Source organism: Pseudomonas sp. BF-R-19, assembly GCF_019956445.1.
Classification (GTDB): Bacteria; Pseudomonadota; Gammaproteobacteria; order Pseudomonadales; family Pseudomonadaceae; genus Aquipseudomonas; species Aquipseudomonas fluorescens_BH.
On the sequence record NZ_JAHBDN010000103.1, the window covers coordinates 72,232 to 88,228 of the forward strand.

At 60.7% G+C, this 15,997-nt stretch carries 9 protein-coding genes; all 9 read right to left on the reverse strand.

The features are described 5' to 3' along the window. Positions 1-45 precede the first annotated feature (45 nt). Positions 46-2,682 carry an RHS repeat domain-containing protein gene (locus KGB28_RS31745; protein WP_223448769.1) on the reverse strand — a complete coding sequence of 879 codons (2,637 nt, stop codon included), beginning with the start codon at positions 2,680-2,682 and terminating at the stop codon, positions 46-48. 190 nt (positions 2,683-2,872) lie between these two features. Then, the gene (locus KGB28_RS28015) at positions 2,873-3,673 is read right to left on the reverse strand and encodes an endonuclease/exonuclease/phosphatase family protein (RefSeq protein ID WP_223448770.1); all 801 of its coding nucleotides are present in this window, start codon (positions 3,671-3,673) and stop codon (positions 2,873-2,875) included. A gap of 96 nt (positions 3,674-3,769) precedes the next feature. Next, a complete protein-coding gene (locus KGB28_RS28020; RefSeq protein ID WP_223448771.1) occupies positions 3,770-4,528 on the reverse strand; it encodes a PIG-L deacetylase family protein in 759 nt (252 codons plus the stop codon). 215 nt (positions 4,529-4,743) lie between these two features. Beyond that, positions 4,744-6,906, reverse strand: a complete 2,163-nt coding sequence (glgX, locus tag KGB28_RS28025; protein WP_223448772.1) for a glycogen debranching protein GlgX — start codon at positions 6,904-6,906, stop codon at positions 4,744-4,746. Between the two features lie 192 nt (positions 6,907-7,098). Beyond that, the gene (locus tag KGB28_RS28030; protein ID WP_223448773.1) at positions 7,099-7,419 is read right to left on the reverse strand and encodes a DUF2934 domain-containing protein; all 321 of its coding nucleotides are present in this window, start codon (positions 7,417-7,419) and stop codon (positions 7,099-7,101) included. Positions 7,420-7,440: 21 nt separating this feature from the next. Continuing rightward, on the reverse strand, positions 7,441-10,236 hold the full coding sequence (locus KGB28_RS28035; RefSeq protein WP_223448774.1) for a malto-oligosyltrehalose synthase: 2,796 nt from the start codon (positions 10,234-10,236) through the stop codon (positions 7,441-7,443). Next, a complete protein-coding gene (malQ, locus tag KGB28_RS28040) occupies positions 10,233-12,311 on the reverse strand; it encodes a 4-alpha-glucanotransferase (RefSeq protein ID WP_223448775.1) in 2,079 nt (692 codons plus the stop codon). Before malQ ends, KGB28_RS28035 begins: the two co-directional genes overlap by 4 nt. After that, positions 12,308-14,104 (reverse strand): malto-oligosyltrehalose trehalohydrolase, encoded by a 1,797-nt coding sequence (gene treZ / locus KGB28_RS28045; RefSeq protein WP_223448776.1) that lies wholly within the window; start codon positions 14,102-14,104, stop codon positions 12,308-12,310. Before treZ ends, malQ begins: the two co-directional genes overlap by 4 nt. Positions 14,105-14,116: 12 nt before the next feature. Then, positions 14,117-15,700, reverse strand: coding sequence for a glycogen synthase GlgA (gene glgA / locus KGB28_RS28050; protein ID WP_223448777.1), 1,584 nt, complete (start codon positions 15,698-15,700; stop codon positions 14,117-14,119). Positions 15,701-15,997: the final 297 nt, after the last annotated feature.

A 15,997-nucleotide genomic window follows, 5' to 3' on the forward strand; every position in this document is an offset into this window, starting at 1 on the left:
TGTCGCTACTGTCATATTTGACAGGTGTAAAAGGTCAGGACCCTTTCAATGTAGAAGAATATTGTCGATGAAGAACCTTTCAACCGTTACGGGCTGTGGCAACTTATGAAACCGTCGAGATGTGCTGTTAATGGGTATTTCAAGTTGATGTGAGTTGATCGCAGGAGTTATATGCTTGGTCTGAAGGTAAGTTGCTTCATTGTGTTCGTTGATTTCGGCAGAGTGTGGTTCTACATAGATATCAAAAGTATTATCAACTACCTCTATTTTGACCACCTTAAGTCCAAAGGTATCTAGTATTTTTTGCGTTGATTTTCCATTTTGCGTTTTATTCATGAAAACATTCAGTAGTTCTGTGGAGCCGTTTTCCAGGTTTTTGGTGAGCCCGCGTGTCTCCCGATTATCAACAGCCCATCTGCGTATTATCGAGGGCAAATGTCCGAAAAAGCCTTTGTCTATCGACATCAAGGTGTATTGGTACACCGTGACATCGCTCGCAAAATAATCGATTTTTTTTGAGTTGTCGGTATTTTTTGAATTGCGGAAATTATCTTCGAAAGTCCAGATGTCTCTTTCGTACATATTGGTAAAAGCATCCGGTCTGGCGAATGATGGATCATGCTTGGCAACCGATTGAATCTCGTATTTTGGCTTTAACGTATGTATCAGTTGGCGCTCTACTTGATCGAGTCGTTTTTTTGTTTTCTCGTCCTGAGAGTCAAGGAGCTTTTGTAAGTTTGGATCGAAAAAGGAGAGTTTTGACTTGTGGTTTCGTTCTTCAATGGGAGTGCGTACCAACCCATCGCGGTCAAAAAAAGCTACCGGATTATTCTTCACCATCAAGTACCGATTGAGTCCATCCACATTCCCCGCCGGATCCGGGCTCATCCAGCGCTGCAACCACGGTGCATAATATCGATAGCCATAGTAATAAAGACCGCTTGCATCCCGCTCCTTGCCCGAATAACGGCGAACCTTGTCTCTCGCCTCCAATGCACTGTTGCCAGCCCACCACGCCGTTCCGCCAAACGGGTAAAAACCTTCCTGGTTCAACAATCCGGCATGTCCATCCAGCTCCAGTGTGCAGGACCCGAGCAGGTCGCAGAGGCTGAATCGCAGTTGATCATTCTTTACGTCCTTTGGAGGGTGCACTGCCCAGTGCAGCATCCGGATCTGGCTACGTCCCGCGTCGGCTGTAATCACATGTCGTTCTTCACCGTGCACGGCGTCGAGGTGAATTTCCAGCCCCGGCAAATAGCGCGTTTCTGCGAGTAAGGCGCGACGGCCGGTGTGAGTGATGCGCACCTTGCGCAGGCGTTGGCCGCGAGGGCCATAAATGTAGCGCTCGTGGTCATCAGGCCCGTCCTCGCGCTTGACCATCGTGACCTCCTTCAACTGCTGACGACCGTCCCACAGGATGTACTGGCCAGGTTGCAGTTGCCGTTGATTGCCGCAGGGATCAAACCCATTGGCGATGTCCTCCTCGTCGAGCCATGCGCCGTCCTCTAGCAGTGCAAGGCTGCGGTTGCTGGTGCGGGAGGTCTTCATGCTGAAGGTCGGTGCGCCGGAATGGTGCCGGGTGAGCAGATTGCCGGCGGCATCGTAGTCGAAGGTTTGTGTGTAATGGGTCAGTTTATTCGGGTCCAGCGGAATGGGTAGCAATGCCGGGAGCGCGGGACCGTAAGTGGCGGGAATCAGTTGTCTGCCACTGGCTTCGACCAGTTGGTAAAGGCTGTCGTAACGATAACGGTTGATCGGCTCGACCCGTTGGTTTTTAAAAAAAACAACGGGCTGTGCCCTGTCTTCCAGATGAAGGATGTTGCCGACCGGATCGTAACGGTATTGCAGGTCCTGGAGTGGAGGGCTGCCAGGTACGGCGCTCACCAGCCGAATCGGACGGCCATCGTCGGTGGCATACAAAACACGGGTAAGTACGCCATTGCCAGCCGTTTCACTGTCTATCTGTCCGGCGGCGTTGTAATGAATGTCGCTGACCAATATGCGAGGTTCTTGCCCGGCGCTTGCCAGCTGCAACCGGGTTTCCTTGAGCTGGCCGGCTACCGAGTAAGCAAATTTGCGGTGGTTGCCTTTGGCATCGGTCTGGCTTTGCCGATCTCCGGTGGCGGTGTAACGCCGGGTGGAAACAAAAGCCTCGCCAAATTCCAGCAATGCCTCGCGCTGTTGAATGTCGAGCGGCCAGTCCGGCGTATCAAGGCTGCTGAGAAACTGCCTGGTTTCAACCAGTATTTCGCCGTGAACGGCAAATTCGCTCAAATGCTGACTGCCGGCACCATCATCGTGGCGTACCAGTTGGCCGCTTTGGTTGTGTGCCGCACATTCATGGCTGGCCATACCATAGGTGAATCGTTCGATGACTCGAGTCGGCTCATCGACCAACTTTTCACCGATGGCGACCGGTCGCTGAAGTTGATCGTATTTTGTTTGATGCCAAGTGCCACGACTGTCCCAACGAAACAGAATGGATTGAGCGTCATTCGGCAAATTCAATAGCCAACCGGCATCGACACTGTCACTCAACAGCGCCTGACCCGACAGACTAAAGATCGTCGCAAGGTTGGGGGCGGGGGCATTGCCCCAAAGGCGCGGATCCCAATGCGCCACCAGCCGTTCGACTGGGTCGAATACTTGGCGGGTGATCCGGGTATCAACGGGCTGCTCCACCTTTTTTCGACAGTACGCTACCTCGCGGACTGTCAAACCACGCGCGTCCGTAACCGTCAATGTTGGCGTGTCCCTGTGGTGAAACCCCGGGTAAGTCATCGCGGTACTTCGCTACCTGCCCAATGCCCGGAATCCAGCATGCCTGTCAATCGGGGAACCGGATACTGTAAGAACTAACAGGTTTTACGATTTAAAGATGCACTTCCACCGCCAGCGGCAAATGGTCAGAAAGGTGCGTCCATGGCTTGTGCCCGAGTATTTGCGGCTCATGGCTGCTGGCATTGCGCAGGTAGACGCGGTCCAGGCGCAACAAGGGAAACCGCGCGGGGTAGGTTTTGGCCGGACGACCGTGGTGGCGTTCGAAGGCTTCGTGCAAGTAATCGCGGCGGGCCAGGGCGGCATTGCCCTGCATCTGCCAGTCGTTGAAGTCGCCGGCAATGATCACCGGCGCATCATCCGGCAGGGACTCGAGGAGTTGACAGAGCAATTGCAACTGCAGCTGACGATGGCTTTCCAGCAGGCTGAGGTGAACGCAGATCGCATGCACTTCGCGATGCCCCGGCACGTCCAGCACGCAGTGCAGCAAGCCACGGCGCTCTGGGCCGGTAATGGAAACATCCAGGTTTCGATACTCGCGGATCGGGTATTTCGACAGTAAAGCATTGCCATGATGACCGTCGGGATAGACGGCATTGCGCCCATAGGCGAAGTCGCTCCACATGCTGTCGGCAAGGAATTCATATTGCGAGGTTTGTGGCCAATCGTTGTAGCGGGAGGAGTGGCGGTCGTGCTCGCCGACGACTTCTTGCAGAAACACCAGGTCTGCCGACGTACTGCGCACCGCTTCACGCAACTCGGGGAGGACGAAACGCCGGTTGAGTGCGGTAAACCCCTTATGGGTGTTGACCGTCAGCACGCGAAGCCGATGAATCGCCGGGGGTGTGTTCAACGGCGTTGGTTCGGCTGCCTGCCGTTTTGGATGACTGGCCACATGCACTCCTCTGATTCAGGGCTGCCTATGTATGCGACTGATGTGACGGCAGGCAGTTCAGTCTGCCTGGCAGCGTCACACCTATCACCGATGGTTTCATACCAGCACAATTTCATAAGGCAAACGGATACGCTCCAGCAGCGTCCGGGGCAGCAACGGCGCGATGCCGATGGCCGGTTCGCCGTCGAGTTGGCTGGCGTAGGCGTGGGTGGCGTGGCTCTTGCGGGCGACGGTCCAGGTATCGAGGCGCACCTTGCGGGCACGGTGCCAGGGAATCAGCTCCCGGTCCCGTGCCGGCCAGTGCCAGGCCCAGAACGGTACGTCGTTGTAGGTTGCCCCGATATTGGCTGCCGCCCTGGCGCTGGCGCGGCCAACGGTGTCGTGGTCGACGTTGCCGTCCTCGCGCCAGGTGCTGAACACCACATCACCGGGGCGCAGGTAGCGCGTGATGAATTGGACGATCTGATCTTCGTGCTCCACCAGCGCGTTGTCGGCAAACCCGCCACGAATCCACTTCAGGCTGTGCATCGGCAACCCGAGTCGGCGGATGGCTTCCACGCTTTCCTGGGGACGAAATACGCTGAGGCGTTTTTCCGACCACTGCCGAGAGCCCGGATGGCTGGCGCTGCCATCGGTGATCGAGATCAATTGCAGCGGGTGGCCCAGGTTGCTGAGCAATTGCAGCAGGCCGCCGCAGGTCACGACTTCATCGCCGGGGTGCGGGGCAATGAGTACCGCGCGTGCGCCGGTGGGTACCAGGGATTGGGTGCTGATGACCGGGATGCTGTCCAGTTGCGGGGCGCTGTTCCAGATTTGTGATGGCAGGCTGGCTTCGCTTAGGGAAACGGGTTTCATGGTGGATACGTCCTTGTTCTGCGTCGCCTTCAGTCGTGCATGGGACAAGCCCGGCAGACCCGTGAGGGCTCGTTGATAGCGATAGGCGACAAGCCAAGCCCTGGATTGCCGCGAATCGAGTATTGCTCATGTAACGCTATTCGTCGCGTCGCGAGCTTATCCAGAATGATTTTTCCGCTCTGCGGTGTTGCGGCCATGAATGCCTGGAGTCTCCTTTACTCTTCTTCCTCATGTTGCAGCTCGAACAGCAGCAACGAGCGGCCGGTGACCGAGTACTCGTGGCCAAACTCGAAGCGCTCCTGGCCGCGGATCGACGGCTGGTTGGTGTCGATCATGCACGTCCAGAAACCGCCGTCTGGCACTTCCGGCAGGCGGAAGTTGACGATGTCGTGATGCGCGTTGACCACCAGCATCAACGTCGCGTCGATGCCTTTGCGGCGAATGCCGGTTTCCTGGGCGCGGCCATCGAGCAGCATGCCCAGGCAACGATTGTGCGCATCGTGCCAATGCCGGGTGGTCATGTGCGTGCCGTCCGGCGCCAGCCAGGTCACGTCCTTGACGCCGATGTCTTCGTTGTAATTACCCACCAGGAAACGCCCGCGCCGCAGGATCGGGTAGGTCAGGCGCAACTTGATCAGGCGTTTGACGAACTTGAGCAAGGCCTTGCCGTCTTCGCTGAGGTCCCAGTTGACCCAGCCGATCTCGCTGTCCTGGCAGTACGCATTGTTGTTGCCGTCCTGGGTGCGGGCGAACTCGTCGCCGGCCACCAGCATCGGCGTGCCCTGGGCCAGCAGCAGGGTGGCGAAGAAATTGCGCATCTGCCGATGGCGCAATGCGTTGATATCAGGATCGTCGGTGGGGCCTTCGACGCCGTGGTTCCACGACAGGTTGTTGTTGCTGCCATCCTGATTGTCTTCGTCGTTGGCCTCGTTGTGCTTGTCGTTGTACGACACCAGGTCATTGAGGGTGAAGCCGTCATGGGCGGTGACGAAGTTCACCGATGAATAGGGCCGCCGACCACGTTGATTGAACATTTCACCCGAAGCCGTCAAACGGCTGGCGAAATCCGCCAGTTGCCCATCATCGCCTTTCCAGAAGGCGCGTACGGTGTCGCGGAATTTGTCGTTCCACTCGACCCAACCCGGCGGGAAATTGCCGACCTGATAACCACCGGGGCCACAGTCCCAGGGTTCGGCGATCAGTTTGACCTGGCGCAGCACCGGGTCCTGGCGGCAGGCCACGAGGAAACTGTGGCGTTCGTCGAAACCGTCGTGATAGCGCCCGAGAATGGTCGCCAGGTCGAAGCGGAAACCGTCCACGTGCATTTCCGAGGCCCAGTAGCGCAAGGAGTCGGTGACCATTTGCAGTACGCACGGGTGGCTCAGGTCCAGGGTGTTGCCGGTGCCGGAATCGTTGATATAGAAGCGCTTGTCATCGGGCTTGAGGCGGTAGTAGGACGCGTTGTCGATACCGCGCATGGACAGGGTCGGGCCTTGCTCGTTGCCCTCGGCGGTGTGGTTGTAGACCACGTCGAGGATCACCTCCAGATTGGCTTCGTGCAGGTGCGCGACCATTTCCTTGAATTCGGCAATCTTGCCGCTGGCCAGGTAGCGCGGGTCGGGGGCGAAGAACGCAATGCTGTTGTAGCCCCAGTAATTGGTCATGCCCTTGTGCAGCAGGTGCTGGTCATTGACGAACGCATGGATCGGCAGCAGCTCCACGGTCGACACGCCGAGCTTGCGGATGTGCTCCACCACATCATCGACCATCAACCCGGCAAAGGTACCGCGCAGGTTCTCGGGGACGGCAGGGTGACGCATGCTGAAGCCACGCACATGGGTTTCATAGATGATCGTCTTGTCCCACGGCACGCTGACGCGGTGGTCGTGGCCCCAGGTGTGCGCCGGGTCGATGACCTTGCATTTGGGCACGAAGGGCGCGCTGTCCCGTTCATCGAAGCTGAGGTCGGCGTCGGGGTGGCCGATGGTGTAGCCGAACAGCGCTTCGGACCATTTCAGCTTGCCCACCAGTTGTTTGGCGTAGGGGTCGATCAGTAGTTTGTTGTGGTTGAAGCGATGGCCGTTGGCCGGGTCGTACGGACCGTAGACGCGATAGCCGTAGATCAGCCCTGGATGGGCGTCGGGCAAGTAGCCGTGATAGATCTCGTCGGTGTATTCGGGCAGTTCGATGCGTTCGAGTTCCACCTCGCCGGCGTCGTCGAACAGGCACAGTTCAACCTTGGTGGCGTGGGCGGAAAACAGGGCGAAGTTGACGCCCAGACCATCCCAGGTGGCGCCCAGCGGAAAGGGCAGGCCTTCGCGGATTCGTGTGGTTTCGGCACGAGGGGCTGGCGCGGCGGCTTTCTTCGGACTGGGCATAGGTACTCCTGGGTAAAAATACTCGCTGGTCAGCGCTGCAACCTGTGGGAGCGGGCTTGCTCGCGAAAGCGGTATGTCAGACAAAATTGATGTCGACGGACACTCCCTCTTCGCGAGCAAGCCCGCTCCCACAGGTATGTTTTTGGGAACGCGAACGCGTCACGAGCCCAATCAGGACAAAGGCTGGCGGCCTCAAATCGCCGGCGGTTTTCGCGCAGCCCGGGGCTTTTTCTCGACGGCCTTTTCTCCTGGCGGGATCACCTTCGAAGCCGCCGCCGGTTTGGCCTTGGTTTTTGGCGCGGCGACCTTGGCATCGCCAGCCTTGCCATTGGCCCTTTTGCTGACCGGGGTTTTGCTCGCGGCTGCCTTGGCCGGTTGTTTCGGGGCCAGGGCTTCGGCTTCTGCCAGTTTGCACGCCATCTCCCAGTGGCGGGCCTCCTGACCTTCGGGTTTTCCTTCGGATTCCCAGATCTGATAGGCAAATTCGCGGATGCGTTTATCGTCGGTACTCATTGCAATGCTCCTGAACTGAACTCAAGTGTGGGCAGTTTGAAAAATGAGATTGACCGGGAAATCCCCCAGCGCGGCGCTGATCGGCAGCTCCCTGTGTTTTGTGACTGTGATGCCGGAAAAAAGTCCCAGCAGATGTTCGTCAGGGACGGTGAACGGCAATTTGACCCGGGTATCGCCCCAGAGCGGCGCGTGGACCTGTGGTTCGGCACCGTTTTCCAGCAGTTCGGCACAACGTATCGGCACAATCACGATGGCGCGTTTTCCCTCCTGTTCACGGACAAAACACAGCACTCGATGGGCCTCGCTGCCCACCACTTCCAGGGCCTGGTAGGTGCCATGCCGAAACAGTTCGGCATGCTCGGCGCGCAGGCTCAAGGTGCGCGCAATCAAGGCTTGCTTGATGCGCCCGTCACGCCAGTTCTGCAACAAGTCCGGCAGGTCCACCGTTTGCTGCAGTGCCTGCTGGCGGCTGGCGTAATCGACGGGGCGACGGTTGTCCGGGTCGACCAGGCTGAAGTCCCAGAAATCGTTGCCCTGATACAAATCCGGCACCCCGGGCACAGTCATGCGCAGCAAGGTTTGCGCCAAACCGTTGAGTGCACCGGGGGCGGCAATCGAGCGGGCAACTTTGACCAGGGCGGCACGCAGCAGCTCGCCTTCGGGGCTGAGCAACAGGCGCTGGATGAAGTCCTCGCTCGCTTGCTCGTAAATGTCATTGGGCGCGCTCCAGCTGCTTTGCAACTTGGCTTCGCGCAGGGCCTTGCGTTGCCACTGACAGAGGCGTTTTGCGTAGTTCTCGAGTGCCGGCGGATGATCGATAGCCAACTCCAGCGGCCAACTGCCGAGGATCGTCTGGTACAGAATCAACTCATCGCCCGCCGATGGCATTTGATCGTCGTTGCGCAAGGGCCGGGCGAGGGCGCGCCACAGGCCGATCTGGTCGGCATACCAGCCGCTGCGCTCGCTCAGTACCGCCAGCCGCGCCCGTGAATCTTCGCCGCGTTTGTGGTCGTGGGTGGCGCTGGCCAGCAGGTTGTCCGGGAAGGTGTCGAGGCGCTCGATGCAGGCCTGATGAAAGTCGGCGAGCGGTGCGCTGAACTGTTCGGTGTTGAAGCCAACGTCATTGCGCGAGAGCAAGACGGCCGAACGATAGAACGCGGTGTCTTCCACCGCTTTCGCCGCTGCCGGCGAGGTCAGTTGCTGGAAACGTACGCAGGCGTGCTTCAGGCGTTTGCGTTCGCGACCGGCCGGGCGCTGCCGCCAGGGTTCACCGCCGAGCCAGCCGGCCAGGCTGTCGAGCACCGGCCAGTCCGCTTCGCCGAGGGTCTGGCGGGCACCGTCCATGGCCTGTCGGAAAAACATTTCGTCCTGGGCCGACCGGCCAAGGGGGCTGATGTAGGTGCGGTACACCGGGAAGTGCACGATCAGCGCCTGCAAGGCCCGGCGAATGGCGCCCAGGGTCAGGTCGCGGGTCATGAGGTTGTCCCGGGCCACTTGCAGCAAGGCCTGGGCGACGCTTTCAAAATCTCCGGCCAGGGAACCGCTGAGGATTTGCTGGCGGGCCAGTTGAGCTTCCCGGGAGAAGTCGGCGGGCCGCTCGCTGTGACGCTGCCAGCGTTCGGCCAATGTCTGCGCGCCCCGTGGATCGTGTTGCAGCAGTGACAATTGGTTCATGAACTCGTAACCGGTGGTGCCATCCACCGACCAGTCGCGATGCAGGGTTTCACCTTCGCCGAGGATCTTTTCGACATAGATGGGCAGGTGGCGGCCCGCTGACAGGCTGTCGACCCGGCGGCGCAGTTTTCTACAGTAGCCCCGCGGGTCGGCGAGGCCGTCGATGTGGTCGATGCGCAACCCGTCGATCAGCCCTTCAGCCACCAGTTGGAAGATCTTCGCGTGGGTGGCTTCGAACACGGCGGGGCGCTCGACGCGCAGTCCGCCGAGTTCATTGATATCAAAGAAGCGCCGCCAGTTGATGTCATCGGCGGCGGTGCGCCAACTGGCCAGGCGATAGCTCTGGCGCTCCAGCAGGTTGTGCAGGCGCTGGAAGCCTTCGCCGGTCAGTGAGTCGTAGTTGTTCAGGTGCTGCTCGATGGCGTGGGCAAGGGCCGGATCGCTGAGCAGATCGCGCAGTTCCGCTTTCAGCGGCAGGGCCAGGCTGTGGGCGTCGGTCTGGTAGCTCAGGGTGCTGAAGCGATCGGCCAGGTTTTTCAGTTGTTCGGCCTGCTGTGTATCGAGCGGCGCATCGGTCCTGAGCAGTTCCCCGTAATCGCTGGGGCAAATCGGAAAACGGTGTTCGTAGTGCTCGACATGGAAGGTGCCGTGCCAGGCATCGAACAGCAGGGGCAGGGTGCCGTCCTGCAACGCGACGCCGTAGTCGCTGCCCAGAAACGGCAGGAGCAACTGGCCTTCCATCAACGGGTCGGGTGAGTGCCACTGGATATCGAAAAACTCGCCGTAAGGGCTCAGGCGTCCCCACTCCAGCAAATCCAGCCACCAGGGATTGTCACTGCCGCCAACCGCCATGTGGTTGGAGACGACGTCGAGGATCAACCCCATGTTGTGCCCGTGCAAGGCACTGACCAGACTACGCAGCGCCGCCTCACCGCCCAGTTCCGGATTGACCCTGGTCGGGTCCACCACGTCATAGCCATGCATCGATCCGGCGCGGGCGCGAAGCAGCGGGGAGGCGTAGACATGGCTGATGCCGAGACGGGCGAAATACGGCACCAGTGGCACCGCATCTTCGAGCGTGAAGCCTTGGTGAAATTGCAGGCGCAAGGTGGCGCGCAGTGGTCGGGTCGGCACCTCAGTCATCGATCACGCTCGGCCGCCTGCAGTCGCGCGCAGGCGAGCAATTCCAGGCGTCGTGCGGCATCCGCTCCATCGAGTAGGGCTTCGCTGTAACCGGGCAAGCGCCGCGACCAGTTCGGGTGAGTATCGATGGTGCCCGGCAGATTGGCCTGTTGTTCGACGCCAAGGGCATCTTCCAGCGGCAGCAGCACCAACGGCGCGCGGGTATGACCGAGAAAGCGCACGCTGGCATCGAGCACCTGGTCGGTTTCGTGGGACTCTTCGCGAAAGTTCTGCGGGTCCTGGCTCAACGCCCGGCGCAGGCCTTCACGTTCGCGCTCGCGGTGCTGGCGCCATTCGATTTCAGCGCTGGCATCGACCAGGCCGAGCCGGGCGTTCCAGTCGATATCGCGACCATGCCACCAGCCGTTGAGGGTCGGCAGGTCATGGGTGCTGGTGGTGGCCAGGGCGTTGTCCGGCCAGTCGAGGATCGGCTTGAAGTGCGTGTTGTCCTGTTCGAACAGCAATACCCGCATGCCGAGCATCGAACGGGCGATGAGTTTTTCCCGCAGACCGTCCGGCACGGTGCCGAGGTCTTCGCCGAGGACGATGGCCTGGTGACGATGGGACTCCAGGGTCAGCAGGCGCAGCAGATCGTCCACCGGGTAGTACAGGTAAGCGCCGTCGGCCGGCGGCGAGCCATTGGGGATTACCCACAAACGCTGCAAGCCCATGACGTGATCGATGCGCAAGCCTCCGGAGTGGGCGAAGTTGGCCCGCAACATTTCGATGAAGGCCCGGAAACCATTGCGCACCAGGCCTTCAGGGGAGAACGCGGAAATCCCCCAGCCCTGGCCGGTGCGGTTGAGAATATCCGGTGGCGCACCAACGGTGAGGGACGCGAGCAGTTCGTCCTGACGGCTCCAGGCCTGGCTGCCGCCACCGTCGGCGCCAACGGCCAGGTCGGCAATCAGGCCGATACTCATGCCGCTGGCGCGGGCGGCGGTTTGCGCACGCTCCAGGCAGCGCGTGATCAGCCACTGGCAGAAGGCGAAGAATCCAATGCGCCCGGCATTTTCTTCGGCGAATGCCGCCAGTTCGGCGCTGCGCGGATTGCGCCAGGGTTCGGGCCACTGCCGCCAGTCGAGGTGTTCACCGCGGGCAGCGCGCGCCTCCTGGATGGCCTCGAAGCGACAGTGGTTTTCCAGCGCTTCGCCGGCGGCGTGACGAAAACTGCTGAAGTCTTCGTGCAAGGGGTGTTCGCCCTGGACGAAACCTTCGTACAGCGACTGCAACAGCCGATGCTTGGCTTCGGCGGCGGCCGGCCAGTCAATCAGCGGACGCTCTTCCAGCGTCTTGAGCTCAATGGCCAGCCCGGTTGCATCGATGGCGGTACGCAGCGCGCGTTCGCCAAGAATGGTGCCGGGGGCGCAGTAAAGGCTGTTGAGAAACAAACGGCTGGACGGCGAATAGGGGCTGTAGCGTTGGCTGTCACTGGAAAACATCGCATGCAAGGGGCTGATCGCCAGCGCCTCGGCGCCACGCTCGCCGGCCACCCGGGCAAGGTCTTCCAGCGCCTGGGTGTCACCAAACCCGCCATCGCCGGGGCGGCGCAATCCATACAGCTGCACACTCAGGCCCCAGGCACGCGGGATCGGGTTGTCCACGGCATCGGCCACGCTGTAGCAACGGGCCGGGGCCACGGCCAGGGTGAAACTTTGTCCGTCGATGCTGACCTGTTGATAGCCGACCGGTACCAGCCCCGGCAGCACCGCTTTGGCGTCCAGTTTGAGGTTCAGCCGCGAACCGTCCTCGAGGTGGATTTCGCAAGGGGTCCCGGGCTCGAAAAAACGCGCCAGGTCCAGGCCCGCCCCGACATCGACGGTGATCAATGGCGGCAAGTGATGGGTCTGTTGCACCGCTTGCAGTTCCAGCAGGCTGGCGTCGATTTCCTGGGCACTGCCGGCCGGGTGGCCAAGGCCGGTCAGCACGTTGCGCAACACGGACGGCGCGACTTTTTGCGGGCGGCCGTTGGCGTCGAGCCAGTCGACGGCGAGGCCGGCACGGCTGGCCAGGATTTCCAGTTGCGCATCACTCATGGACGCTCTCCAAACGAGGTAGCAAAGGGGGCTGCGGCGGCGAGGCTGACGAGCGCGCAATACGGGGCAAGGGTGTTTGGGGCCGGCAGGTCGGAGTTCTGTGGCGGGTATTCGAACAAGCGCATGGCATCGATCTGTGAGGTGTGGACTACGGGCCTGGCGCTGAGGTTCAGATCAATGCGCAGTTGGCTGCCATCGCCCAAGCGCCAGGAGGCACTGACTGCGCCTTCACCCAGCACATCGGTGCCCAGTGCCTGGGCGCCCGGCAGGCGCGGGATGATGTGCCGGTGACGGATCTGCAACAGGCGGCAATACAGGTCGTGCATCTCGCAATGGCCGGTCGATGGCAGGACCGGGCGAGACGCTGCAAACGTCTGCGGATCGTTCGGGTCCGGAATGTGTTCGCGCAGGTTTGGGTCGGCAAAGGTGCTGAACGCCGCGAACTCGTTGCGCCGGCCGTCGCGAACCTGTTTGGCCAATTCACCTTGATGGCTGGTGAAAAACAGGAAGGGTTGCTCGACGGCAAACTCGTCGCCCATGAACAGCAGCGGAATCATCGGCGACAACAGCAGCAATACGGTGGCGGCCCGCAGCGCTTGCGGGTGGGCGAGTTGATGCAGGCGCTCGCCGAAGGCCCGGTTGCCGATCTGGTCATGGTTCTGCAAAAACAGGATGAAGGCACTGGGCGGCAGATGCCCGCTGGGTTCACCGCGCGCCACACCATGGCGGTTGAGATGGCCCTGGAACACGAAACCCTGGCTCAGGCAGCGCGCCAATTGTTCGGTGGGGTTATGCGCGTAGTCGGCGTAATAGGCGTCGGTTTCGCCGGTCAGCAATACATGCAGGGCGTTGTGGCCGTCATCGTTCCATTGCGCGTCGTAACCCTGTTCGAGCAGGCTGGCCTGGTTGTGTTCGTTCTCCACCATCAGCCACACATGCCGCGCCGGCCCCGTCTGCTGGCGCACCCGTCGTGCCAGCTCCTGGAGGAAATCCGGGTCTTCGATGGCGTGCACCGCGTCCAGGCGCAAACCGTCGAAACGGTATTCCAGCAGCCACATCAAGGCGTTTTCGATGAAGAAGTCCCGCACTTCGCGACGGCGCAAGTCGATGGCTGCGCCCCACGGCGTGTGTTTGTCTTCGCGAAAGAAACCCTTGGCATAACGATGCAGGTAATTGCCGTCCGGGCCGAAGTGGTTGTAGACCACGTCGAGAATCACCGCCAGGCCGTGACCATGGGCGGTGTCGATCAAGTGCTTGAGCTGCTCGGGGGAGCCGTAGGAAGCCTGGGGCGCATAGGGCAGGACGCCGTCATAACCCCAATTACGTTCACCGGGAAACTGCGCGACGGGCATCAGTTCGATCGCGGTCACACCCAGTTCGACCAGCCGCGCCAGATGCTGCTCGACGGCGCTGAAGCCGCCGAGCGCACCGACATGCAGTTCGTAGATCACCGCCTCGTTCCACGGCCGTCCCAACCAGGCGCTGTGTTGCCAGGCATAGGCCAGCGGATCGACCACCACACTGTGCCGGTCGATATCGCCGGCCTGAGCGCGGGAGGCCGGGTCGGGCACTTCCAGTTCGCCGTCGATGCTGTAGCGGTAACGCGTGCCCGCCGCGCATCGGGTGTTGCTCACGAACCAGCCGTCGGCCTGGGGCAGCAACGGCAAGGACTGTCCATTTTCCAGTTCGACACTGACGTAGAACGCATCTGGCGCCCACAACGCGAATCGCGTGTGCTCTGCGTCCAGCATGATTGCGCCGTGGGGCCAGGTCTCAAGGGTCCGTAACGGCATCTTGAAAGCCTCTTACTGTTTGTTCGATTTCCCCAATGCTTTAGCCACAAGCTGTTCGTAGAGCTCGGCGTAGGGTTCGACCGCCTTGCACCAGTTGAACGGCGCCGCCATGGCCCGGCAGCGCATGGCGTGCAGCAGGTCGGGAAAGGCGAACACCTTGAACGCGCGGCTCAGGGCTTCCTGGTAGCTCTGCACCGTGGATTCATCGAACAGGAAACCGGTCACGCCGTTTTCGATGGTGTCGGCCAGGCCGCCGGTATTGCGTGCCACCGGCAACGAGCCGAAGCGTTGGGCGTACATCTGGCTCAGGCCGCATGGCTCGTAACGCGAAGGCATCAGCAGGAAGTCGCTGCCGGCGAACATGCGCCGGGCGTCGGTTTCGTTGAAGCCGATGCGCACGCCGATCTGCCCGGGAAAACGCAGGGCCAGTTCGCGCATCGATTGTTCTTCTTCCGGCTCGCCACGGCCGATGATCGCGATCTGCCCGCCGTTTTTGACGATGTACTCGGACACCGCTTCGGTCAGGTCCAGGCCTTTCTGGTAAACCAGCCGCGAGACCACCGCAAACAGTGGACCTTCGGAATCTTCCAGACCGAACAGCTCGCGGACATGGGCGGCGTTCACGGCCTTGCCATCCCAGTCGCCGATGTTGAACGGGCAGAACAGGTGCGGATCGGTCGCCGCATCCCAGCTTTCATCGATGCCGTTGGGAATGCCGCTGAGCAGGCCTTGCTGGGTCTTGGCGGCGAGGAACCCGTCCAGGCCGCAGCCGAAATCCGGGGTGGTGATTTCCTGGGCGTAGGTCGCGCTGACCGTTGTGATGTGGCTCGAATAGGCCATGCCGGCCTTGAGGAACGACATCTTGCCGTAGAACTCCATGCCTTCCTGTTGCAGCGCGTGATGGGGAATGCCCAGTTCGGGGCACGAACCCAGGCTGGTCACGCCTTGATACGCCAGGTTGTGGATGGTGAACAGCGTCGGCGTGCGCTGCCCACGCCAGTGCATGTAGGCGGGGGCCAGGCCAGCAGGCCAGTCGTGGGCGTGCACCAGGTCCGGGCACCAGTGGATCTGTGCGAGGTTGGCGGCGATATCGGCCGCCGCCAGGCCCAGGCGGGCGAAACGGATATGGTTGTCCGGCCAGTCGCGGCCGTTGTTGGCGCCGTAGGGCGAACCTTCGCGCTCGTAGAGCTCGGGGCAGATCAATACGTAAATGACCAGGCCATCGGGCATGTCCATGCGCCCGATCTTGCACGGTGGCAACGCAGCATGACCGCCAAGCTCACCGATGATATGAATGGGGTTCTCGCTGTGCAGCACCTGCGGGTAACCGGGGATCAACACCCGTACATCGTGCAGATGGGCCATGGCCCGTGGCAGGGCCGCGGAAACGTCGCCCAGGCCACCGGTTTTCACCAGGTCGGCAATTTCCGAGGTGACGAACAGGACTTTTTTACGGTTCGGATTCTGCTTGGCTGCCGGGGTCAACGTCCTGGTGCCTGGAACGCTGACGTGTTGGGTGTTTGCGGCAGTAACGGCGCTCGATTCGCCGACCTGATGAGCACGCTCTCCCTGTATTTCCAAAGCCGTACTGATCATATGAATCTCCCGTGTTGTTGATCTAATTCTTAGGTCTGGCAAACGGTGTTCCATGGCCAATTCCCGTGGCCGGCGCAAACGCGCTACGCATCAGTGAGCAAGCGCTGCCCAATGCGTCCAGGCAAAAGGGTTGAATCAGCCGTTGCAAAGATTGCACCAGTCGCAACGCACCTTCTTGTCAGAGGACCGATCGGGATTGGAAAAAGTTTCGACTATTTTTCCATTTTGTGACCGGCCGGTTTCGCTTTGAGAAAATGAGTCTAGGCCAGAACTTAGAGCGGTAAAGGGCAGATGGCA